Origin of the sequence: Corynebacterium sp. MSK158 (assembly GCF_030229085.1) — a bacterium.
In the GTDB taxonomy this organism is placed as follows: Bacteria; Actinomycetota; Actinomycetes; order Mycobacteriales; family Mycobacteriaceae; genus Corynebacterium.
Genome location: NZ_JASPHJ010000003.1, coordinates 210038 through 219476, shown reverse-complemented (window position 1 = coordinate 219476; position 9439 = coordinate 210038). Strand labels below are relative to the sequence as shown.

Below are 9439 nucleotides of genomic sequence, written 5' to 3'. Positions count from 1 at the left end.
ACATGAGGAGATCATGGCCAGTCAAGAAGTGGGTCATTCCACGTGGTTCCGATCCTGTATTCCCATTATCAGCGTCAAGTTGTTTGTGTGTGGGGCTAGGTTTATAGGTATTTGTCGAAGCTGTCGGGGTAGGCCACGGCCATTTGGTTAATGGCTTGTTTCCAGCCGGAAACTCGGGTCCCTTCCATGAGTCTGCCGGTTGTCGCTGAGACCCGTTTGCCCTGCTTCGCTCTCTTGGCAGCTCGTCTGTCTTCGATATTGCAGATCATCAACCATAGCGTCTTGAGCGCTGATTCATTGTTAGTGAACTGCACCCTGTTGCGGGTAGCTTTCCGCAGTTCATTGTTGAATGATTCAATCGAATTCTTCGTGTAAATGACCTTGCTGGCTGCTGGTGGGAACTGGAGAAACGGTACGAAACGCGCCCATGCATCTCGCCAGACTTTGACTGAGCGTGGATACTTTTCTGCCAATTCAGAGGCTTCAAATTCGTCTAAGGCAGCCTTAGCTGTGGACTCGTCCGTGGCGGTGTAAATCTTTTTCAACGCGGCCGATACGCCCCGGCGATCCCTGTAGGCTACCCATCGGTTAGCGGCACGAATCAGGTGCACGATACAGGTTTGCACCATAGAGTTCGGCCAAGGTTGCCTTTACTTCTTCCGGCAAGCCTTTGAACCCGTTACAGCAAACGATAAAGACGTCTTTAACCCCACGGTTAGAAAGATTGGCGCATACTTGCGCCCAGGATGAAGCGCTTTCTTCTTTGGCCATCCACAATCCCAAAATGTGTTTGATACCGTCCAGATCCACACCGATTGCCATGTACGCGGACTTATTGACCACTAGGCCGCCATCGCGGAGTTTAATGCGCAGCGTGTCCAGGAAAATGACCGGGTAGAACTCGTCTAGCTGGCGGTTTTGCTAGACCATGACCTCATCGAGGACGGCATCGGTGACTGCGGAAATCGTCTCATGGGAAATATCAACACGCATCGCCGTTGCCATATGGTGCTGGATGTCCCTAATTGTCATCCCACCGGCGTACAAGCTAACGGTCATGTCATCGACATCGGTCAATCTCCTCGAGCCTTTAGGGACCATAGTCAGCAAGAATGTGCCAGCCCTATCCCTCGGCACATCAACGGTAACTGGCCCGTAGTTAGAATCCACGGTCTTTGGATACGACCCGTTGCGGTGATTGTCTGTTCTAGCTGCAGCTTTAGCGCTCCTGTCGCCAGACTCGTAGCCCAGGTGGGCATCCATTTCAGCGTTGAGTCCCCTGGTAATCGAGGCTTGCAACATGCCGCGAACCAGGTCGTTGGCATCCGTTGTAGACGTGCCTAGGTCATCAATCAGCTTCGCGATTTCAGGGTTAGCAAGAAGCTTCTTTTCAATCGCATCAATCTTGGCCTTATCAGCCGGATCTCGTCTCGCCACAGTAGTCATTCTGGTCCATCTCCTCATGCAGGTTAGGTACCCACACACAAACCATCAGACACTCTCTATTCCGAAGCCACTCCGGCGGCGTGGGCCGCGCACAACAAGGACCGCGATAAGCTGCAGGACATTAGCCGTGAGATGCTCGGCAGCGCCCTCGACTTGGTCATGGCCGCTGGCCACCCGTTCTACGATAATGACCACCAGAAGGTCGATACTCCCGACTATAGCTTCATGTACGAGGACGACTACGCCAAGCTTTCCGGAGGCGAGACCGACTGGAATTACTTCGAGTCCAACGATGACTTCAAGAAGATGGCGCAAGGTGACGTCAAGCCGTAGCAGAAGTATTGGGGTATCGCGCAGGTAGGTTCCACGTTGCAGAACTCCCGCTCGGGCGAGGCAAAGGCTCCGTACTCTGACCCGCTTAACGACGTCGTCGATCTCCCCACCATGACGACTGGCGCCCTCAATGCGCTGGGACAGGACGAGGATGGCTTTTCCATCATGATTGAGGGCGGTGCCATCGACTGAGCCGGCCACGGAAATAACCCAGTGCGCGATATCGAGGAGACTCAGGACTTTAATAAGTCGGTTGATGCTGCCATCAAGTAGGTAGAGGAGAACTCCTCGTGGGAGGACACTTTGCTCGTCGTGACCGCGGATCACGAAACCGGTTATCTATCCGGTGCGAATGAGGCAGCGACGGACGACAACCCTGATGCGGAAGACCGCTTTAACGCCATGGAAGGCGAAAAGGGCAAGGTCGCTCGGCACGGTTGGTACTCCGGGCAGCACACCAACCAATTGGTGCCATTCTTCTTCAAGGGTGCAGGCTCTGAGGACATCATGGCTAATACCTCCGGTACGGATTCGGTGCGCGGCGATTTCATCGATAACACCTTGGTGGCCAACTTGGTCTTTGATGAGTGGTGGAATGGTGACGCCGGCTCTGCCGACGAGCCAGAGCAGCCGGGAAGTACTACTAATCCGGCGGATGATGCAGGAAAGAAGGGCAGCAGCAAGGGCTTTGCCGCAGGTCTAGCTACAGGCCTAGGAATCTTGGGCGCTGTCGTTGGCGGACTCGGTTTCCTAGCCACGCAGATGGGTGTGCTCAATATTGACCTAAAGCCCATCTATGAGCAGCTAAAGCGCGTCGGCCTGCGCTAAACAAACGGAAGTAGGCCTAACGCCACGTTAAAGTCCTGCCCTCAGCTGCAGAAGCGGAGGGGCAGGACTTTTCTTAGCTCTGGGAAATCGGAGTTGGTTGGATCTTCCAGACCTCGTTGGCATAGTCCGCGATGGTCCGGTCGGAAGAAAAGCGGCCAGAGTAGCAAATATTGAGCCACGCCTTCTTGGCCCAGGCAAGTTGGTCTGCCTCGTATTCGGCAGCCATGCGGTCGCGGGTCTCGCGGTAGTCGGCGAAGTCACCTAGGACGTAGTACTGGTCTTGAGCGTGCTCCCCGAAGCCGTCGAGAAGCGAGGCGCGCAGATCGCCGAAGATACCGGCATTGTCTGCGCCCAGGGTGCCGTCGACAAGCGCATCCAGTACGCGGGCCAAGCCTGGCACGCTCTGGTAAAGCTCGCCCGGGTTGTACTCGGCGCGCAGCTGTGGCAATTCCTCATTGCGGGCGCCGAAGATATAAGCGTTGTCCTCGCCAACCGCCTCGACGATTTCTACGTTTGCTCCATCCATGGTGCCCAAGGTCAGGGCACCATTCATCATGAACTTCATATTGGACGTGCCGGAGGCTTCCTTGCCAGCCACAGAAATCTGCTCAGAGATATCAGCGGCTGGGATGATGTGCTCGGCGGGGGAGACGTTGTAATTCTCTACGAAGACGACGCGGATGATGTCCTTGGTGGCCGGGTCGTTATTGACCAGGTCTGCGATGGTGTTGATGAGCTTAATAATCGCCTTAGCGCGGTCGTAGCCCGGTGCGGCCTTGGCACCAAAGATGAAAGTACGCTTCGGCACAGTTTCGCCCTCGTCCTTGATGCGGAAGTAGAGGTCAAGGACGTAGAGGGCGTTCATCAGCTGGCGCTTGTACTCGTGCAGGCGCTTAATCTGCACGTCAAAGATGGAATCAGGGTCGATTTCAGCGCCTTGGTGGACGTTTACCCACTGCGCAAAGTCGCGCTTATTGGCCTGCTTGATGGCGATCAGTTCTCGTAGTAGGTCAGCATCGTCGGCCTTATCGGCGAGTCTGGCCAGCTGGGTGAGGTCAGTAACCCACGCATCGGAACCAGCCTGCTGGGTGAGCAGTTCTGCCAGGCGGGGGTTGCACATCTTCAGCCAGCGGCGCGGGGTGACGCCATTGGTCTTATTGTTGAATTTTTCTGGCCAGAGCTCATGCCATTCGGACAGCGTATCGGCCTTGATGATTTCGGTATGCAGGGCGGCGACACCGTTAATGGAGTAAGCGGCGTAGCAGGCGATCCAGGCCATGTGAACCTGTCCGTTGGACACCGGCGCCATGTAGTCAATGCGACCTTGATCCAGGCCGCGATGGGCCATATCTTCGCGGAAGCGGCGATCGATTTCTTCCACCAACTGCCAGATGCGCCAGAACAGCTTTTGGAAGATGGACACTTCCCAGCTCTCCAGTGCCTCTGCGAGCACGGTGTGGTTGGTGTAGGCGAAGGTCTCGGTGACGATCTTCCATGCCGCATCCCAGCTCAGACCATGGTCATCGAGCAATATGCGCAAGAGCTCTGGGATGGCGAGCACGGGGTGAGTGTCATTGAGCTGGATGGAGTTGTACTGCGCAAAACCGGTGAGGTCCTCGCCGTGCTGGGCAATGTAGTTATCCACCATGGTCTGCAGGGATGCGGAGACAAAGAAGTATTGTTGGCGAACGCGCAGTACCTTGCCCTCGTAGGTGGTGTCGTTGGGGTAGAGCACGCGGCAGATATCCATGACGCGCTCGCGATCGACAATGGCCTCCGTAAAACGCTGGGAGTTGAAGGCGTCGTAATCGAATTCAGCGATGGGTTCGGACTTCCACAGGCGTAGCGTGCCTACGTTATCGGTTCCATAGCCGGTGATAGGCATGTCATAGGGAATGGCGCGCACATCCATGTCATCGAAGTGGACACGGCGTTGCTCGGAGGCGCGGCGGATGATGAAGTCATAGCCGTTTTCCATCCATGCATCAGGCTGTTCCTTCTGGAAGCCATTCTCAAAGGACTGGCGGAAAAGGCCGTAACGGTAGAGCAGGCCATAACCGGTGACGGGGTAGTCCTGGGTGACAGCGGAATCGAGGAAGCAGGCGGCAAGGCGGCCGAGGCCACCGTTGCCGAGCGCGGCATCGTGCTCGGCGTCGAAGACATCGCTCAGTTCGTGATCGGCAGCGGTGGCCGCTGCCTTGGCATCGTCGACCAAGCCCAGGTTGGTGAGGTTATTGAGCAGCGCGCGGCCCTGCAGGAACTCCGCGGAGAAGTAGTGCTGCTGGCGGGTGGCAGCGTAAGCCGAACGGGTGCGCTCCCAATTATCGGCAATCTGCTCCATGACGGCGCCGGATAGGCCCGACCAGAACTTGCGGTAGGAAGCGCTGTGCGGGCTCACACCGGAGGCCGCACGAACATGGGAGGGAACGGTGGATTCGAAAACAGAGTGCCGTGGCTGGCTCATGTGAAACCTTAAGTTAGTGGGAAGTCACGAAACGTCTGCCAGCTTAATAGGATTGGCGCAGCCTTGCAGGGGGGAATAGGGAAAGGCGCGCCGGGTACCTAGGACTTAGCCAAGTAGGTCAATGCCGCACCATATGCTGCCCGGGTGGAGGCATATACGGTCGGGGCATAGTCCGGAAGGAAGGTCGCCTGGTGGTTGACAGGCGGATCCTCTAACTCATTTTCCGGAGTGCAACCGATGTGCCAGAAGACATAAGGTACGCCCCATGCTTGTGGTAGATAGCAAAAGTCCTCAGAGGCGGTAGAAGGGGAGGCGATGACCGAATCGGAGCCGAAGGCGGCATCGAAAACCTCGGCCACTGGTGCGTGGGCCGTAGCGTCGTTATCGGTGACCTCGCCGTGAGCGTAGTACTCAAAGGTCGGGTCCTGCTCGCTTCCGGACGCCACACACTCGGCCTTGACCATGCGCTCGAGGGAGGCATAGACCTTTTCCGCGAGTGCGGGATCGTAATAGCGCGTATTGAGCACGAGCTCGGCGGATTCGGGAATGATGTTGTTTTTATCGCCGGAGTGAAGCTCGCCTACAGAGATGACAAAAAACTCGTGTGGGGCAACTTCGCGGCCCACGATAGCTTGGAGGCGGGTGACGATCATGGCCGCGATATAGGTGGGGTCGATGGAGTTATGGGGCATGGAGGCGTGGGCCGACTTTCCAAAGACGCGAATGCGCAGGGAATCGCAGCCGGCCATGATGGGGCCGGCGGTGTGGCGCACAGTACCGGCGCGGCCGGGCATGATGTGTTGTCCTAGGCAAATATCGGGACGAGGCACACGCTCGATGAGGTTATCGGCCAACATGTCCTTAGCCCCCACGGAGGATTCTTCGGCCGGTTGGAAAAGGGCGAGGAAGGTGCCGGACCAGGAGCTCCGAGAGGCGTCGAGAAGCGCGCAGGCACCCAGCAGCGCCGTGGTGTGCATATCGTGCCCGCAGGCGTGCATCTTTCCATTAGTGGCGGAATAGGACACGCCCGTGGCTTCCTCGACAGGCAACCCATCGAAGTCTGCGCGCAGCAAAGCAGTGGGACCATCGCCGTTGCGGAAGATAGCGACCATGCCAAAGCCACCGATATTTTCCACTACCTCGCAGTCAAAATCGGCGAGCTTGGCGCGGATGCGAGCGGCGGTGCGCTCCTCTTCATGCGAAAGCTCGGGGTGGCGGTGCAGGTCTTCGTAAAAGTCCTGCTGCCACCCCAGATCGGCTTCTTGGGAAGTGACAAGCTGGGCGATGCGGGCAGAATCAGACATGGTTTCACACCTTAGGGATTGGGTAGGGTTGGCGCTATGCCGGTTATTCAATTTGATGTTTTGGTTCCCAACGCGCAAGCAGAGCGCGTCGCGGAAATCTTTACCACCGCCACGGACAAGCTGGTGGAGAGTGGTTCGCTTTCCTCAGCTGACGTTACCCGCCCAGAGGCACCGCAGTTTCCAGAGGGGTTGGAGGAGCAGCTGCGGCAAAATTATCGCGACGAGCATGAGGACCGCGACCTTGAGGACGCGAGCGTGCACCGCTACGACATTGCGGTGGCGGGCGTGAGTGGCTCGGTCAACCAGCTGGGCATGGTGCTCTCGCGCCTTCTCACCCCGCATGCAGTGCTGCCCAAGGACCACGTATTGCTTGAAGACGAGCTGGCACATGAGCGGCCCGCTATCTTCCCGTGGTCACTGTCCATTCGGCCTTAGAGCTGCTTAACGATGTCCCCGGCGGCCGCCGCTAGCTGCTGGGCCAACGAGCCTTCTTGACTAAGGGGAGCGCAATAGGCGTCGGTGTCATGCTCGAAGGAGCCGGCGATAATGCCCACGGGAGTTCCGGCTTGTCGGGCGAGATCCGTGATGGTTCCGACTGCCTTGCCGGTCAGAGACTGTTCATCAAAGCGGCCCTCGCCAGTAATGACGAGATCGGCAGCGGCGATCTTTTCCGGAAGGCCCAGTGCTGCGGCTACGTGCGTGCCGCCGGACAGGACGCGCACGTGTTCGTCTGAGCCCCAGAGGGTGCGCGAGAGCCAGGACAGGCCAATGGGAAGGCCACCCGCGGCGCCAAAATATTCGGAATCTGCATCGGTGTCGGTAACCTCGCAGGCTTGGAGCATGGCGCCGGCCAGCAGCGCTACTTGTTCGCCTTTAGCTCCCTTTTGGGGGCCGTACATGGTTGCCGCCTGCACTGGGGTAGCGCGGGTATCTGCCAGCAGTGTGAAGTCGAGCATGCCGGCCTTGATATTGAGCTGCGCGGTATCGATGTGGTCCAGCTGAACGAGAGGAGCGCCGCCCTTGGGCAGGGCATAGCCGCGGGCGTCGTGCGCGGCGGCGCCGAGTGCGGTGAGGACGCCCATCCCGGCGTCAATGCTGGCGGTGCCGCCTAGTCCCAGCACGATCGAGGTAGCACCTCGTGTTTCTGCGTCCGCGATCAGCACGCCGGTGCCATAGGAATCGGCGTGGAGCGGATCAAGGCTGTCCTGCACGGCTGGCAGCCCGGTGGCAGAGGCGACGTCAATGAACGCAGTGGTTCCGGCGAGAACATAGCTTGCCTGAGTCAAGCGGCCAATGGCGTCGGTAGTGGGCAGGGTAATGGTCTCGGCGGATTGTCCGCCGGCCGCTGCTGCCTGCGCAAGGACGGCAGCGGAGCCTTCGCCGCCATCGGCCATGGGCAGGGTGGTCACTGTGGCGTCGGGAAGCACCTGGCGCACTCCCATAGCAATGCTGGCTGCGGCCTCGGGCGCGGAGGCGGTGCCTTTAAACGAGTCTGGGGCGACGACAATATGCATGCCCGCAATTATAAAGCCCGTGTGCAATGGGGCACTGCGCGGCTTAAGTTTCGAACGGTCTACAGAAAATATCTATCTTTATTGTGGCTGGTAAGAGGTGTTGTGTATCTCCCTAAGCCCTCGAACCTGTTTGCATTATCGGTAGTGTGATAGGAAACTGGTATCTGTTCTTACGAGTCCACAGAATGGAATGCACACCATGTCAGTAGATAGCCAAATCTCTGAGTACTACGACAAATTGCTCAAGCGCAATGCGGGAGAACCAGAATTCCACCAAGCGGTTTCTGAGGTCCTGGATTCGCTGAAAATTGTCCTGGAAAAAGACCCGCAATACGCGGACTACGGCCTGGTGGAGCGCCTGTGCGAGCCTGAACGCCAGCTCATTTTCCGCGTGCCATGGATCGACGATAATGGCGAAATCCAGGTCAACCGCGGCTTCCGCGTTCAGTTCAACTCCGCGCTCGGCCCCTACAAGGGAGGCCTCCGATTCCACCCCTCGGTCAACCTGGGCATCATCAAGTTCCTCGGCTTTGAGCAGATCTTCAAAAACTCCCTGACCGGCCTGCCCATCGGCGGCGGCAAGGGCGGTTCTGACTTTGATCCCAAGGGCAAGTCCGAGGTAGAGGTCATGCGCTTTTGTCAGTCATTTATGACGGAGCTGCACCGCCACATTGGCGAATACCGCGACGTGCCAGCCGGTGACATCGGCGTCGGCGGCCGCGAGGTCGGATTCCTCTTTGGCCAGTACCGCCGCCTGACCACGCAGCATGAATCTGGCGTCCTCACCGGCAAGGGATTGACCTGGGGTGGTTCCCTGGTTCGTACTGAGGCCACGGGCTTTGGCACGGTCTACCTCACCAATGAGATGATGAAGACGCACGGCGAGTCTTTCGACGGCGCCAAGGTTATCGTCTCCGGTTCTGGCAATGTGGCCATCTACGCCGCAGCTAAGGCCCAAGAGCTCGGAGCCACCGTAGTTGCGATGTCTGATTCCTCCGGCTACATCACCACCCCTAATGGCGTGGACATTGAACTGCTCAAGGACGTCAAAGAAAACCGCCGTGCACGTATTTCCACCTATGCCGAGGAAGCTGGAAACGGCGTGGAATACCACCAGGGTGGAAATATCTGGGAAGTACGGGCAGACGTGGCTTTGCCGTGCGCAACGCAAAATGAGCTCGATGGTGAATCCGCAAAGAAGCTCGTCGATGGCGGCGTGCGCTACGTAGCCGAAGGCGCCAATATGCCGTCTACCCCAGAGGCGGTCCATGTCTTCCAAGAATCTAAAATCAACTTCGCGCCGGGCAAGGCCGCCAACGCTGGTGGCGTTGCTACCTCCGCGCTAGAAATGCAGCAAAACGCATCCCGTGACTCCTGGTCCTTTGAATACACCGATGATCGCCTCCATTCGATCATGTCCAATATCTTTAAAAACATCGATAGCACGGCTAAAGAATATGACCGTGAAGGCGATTACGTTGCCGGTGCAAATATTGCTGGCTTCAAGAAGGTAGCGGACGCCATGCTGGCACAGGGCGTCATTTAGTAGC

8 protein-coding genes and 1 pseudogene are annotated in these 9439 nt (G+C 57.8%); 5 read left to right on the top strand and 4 right to left on the bottom strand.

All coding sequences use genetic code 11. The features are described 5' to 3' along the window. Positions 1 to 101: 101 nt before the first annotated feature. A pseudogene (locus tag QP915_RS04265) lies at positions 102 to 1446 on the bottom strand (IS256 family transposase). Positions 1447 to 1578: 132 nt separating this feature from the next. On the opposite strand from QP915_RS04265, the gene QP915_RS04260 reads away from it, so the two are divergent. From QP915_RS04260 to QP915_RS04250, 3 genes are all read left to right on the top strand, one after another. After that, entirely contained in the window at positions 1579 to 1779 is a 201-nt protein-coding gene (locus QP915_RS04260; RefSeq protein ID WP_239234729.1) for a hypothetical protein, read from the top strand. 36 nt (positions 1780 to 1815) lie between these two features. After that, positions 1816 to 1971 (top strand): hypothetical protein, encoded by a 156-nt coding sequence (locus QP915_RS04255; RefSeq protein ID WP_284768223.1) that lies wholly within the window; start codon positions 1816 to 1818, stop codon positions 1969 to 1971. A gap of 120 nt (positions 1972 to 2091) precedes the next feature. Beyond that, entirely contained in the window at positions 2092 to 2607 is a 516-nt protein-coding gene (locus QP915_RS04250) for a hypothetical protein (RefSeq protein ID WP_239234725.1), read from the top strand. Between the two features lie 73 nt (positions 2608 to 2680). On the opposite strand, the gene QP915_RS04245 is transcribed toward QP915_RS04250, so the two are convergent. Both QP915_RS04245 and QP915_RS04240 read right to left on the bottom strand, forming a co-directional pair. Next, positions 2681 to 5071 (bottom strand): glycogen/starch/alpha-glucan phosphorylase, encoded by a 2391-nt coding sequence (locus QP915_RS04245; RefSeq protein ID WP_284768222.1) that lies wholly within the window; start codon positions 5069 to 5071, stop codon positions 2681 to 2683. Positions 5072 to 5169: 98 nt separating this feature from the next. Then, positions 5170 to 6375 (bottom strand): amidohydrolase, encoded by a 1206-nt coding sequence (locus QP915_RS04240; protein WP_284768220.1) that lies wholly within the window; start codon positions 6373 to 6375, stop codon positions 5170 to 5172. Between the two features lie 36 nt (positions 6376 to 6411). Here QP915_RS04240 and QP915_RS04235 point away from each other — a divergent pair, with 36 nt between their 5' ends. Beyond that, positions 6412 to 6810, top strand: coding sequence for a hypothetical protein (locus QP915_RS04235; protein WP_049378311.1), 399 nt, complete (start codon positions 6412 to 6414; stop codon positions 6808 to 6810). Here QP915_RS04235 and QP915_RS04230 read toward each other — a convergent pair. Next, on the bottom strand, positions 6807 to 7889 hold the full coding sequence (locus QP915_RS04230; RefSeq protein WP_284768219.1) for a glycerate kinase: 1083 nt from the start codon (positions 7887 to 7889) through the stop codon (positions 6807 to 6809). The two genes, QP915_RS04235 and QP915_RS04230, sit on opposite strands and share 4 nt — an antisense overlap. A 199-nt stretch (positions 7890 to 8088) precedes the next feature. Here QP915_RS04230 and gdhA point away from each other — a divergent pair, with 199 nt between their 5' ends. Then, positions 8089 to 9435, top strand: a complete 1347-nt coding sequence (gene gdhA / locus QP915_RS04225) for an NADP-specific glutamate dehydrogenase (protein ID WP_284768218.1) — start codon at positions 8089 to 8091, stop codon at positions 9433 to 9435. Positions 9436 to 9439: the final 4 nt, after the last annotated feature.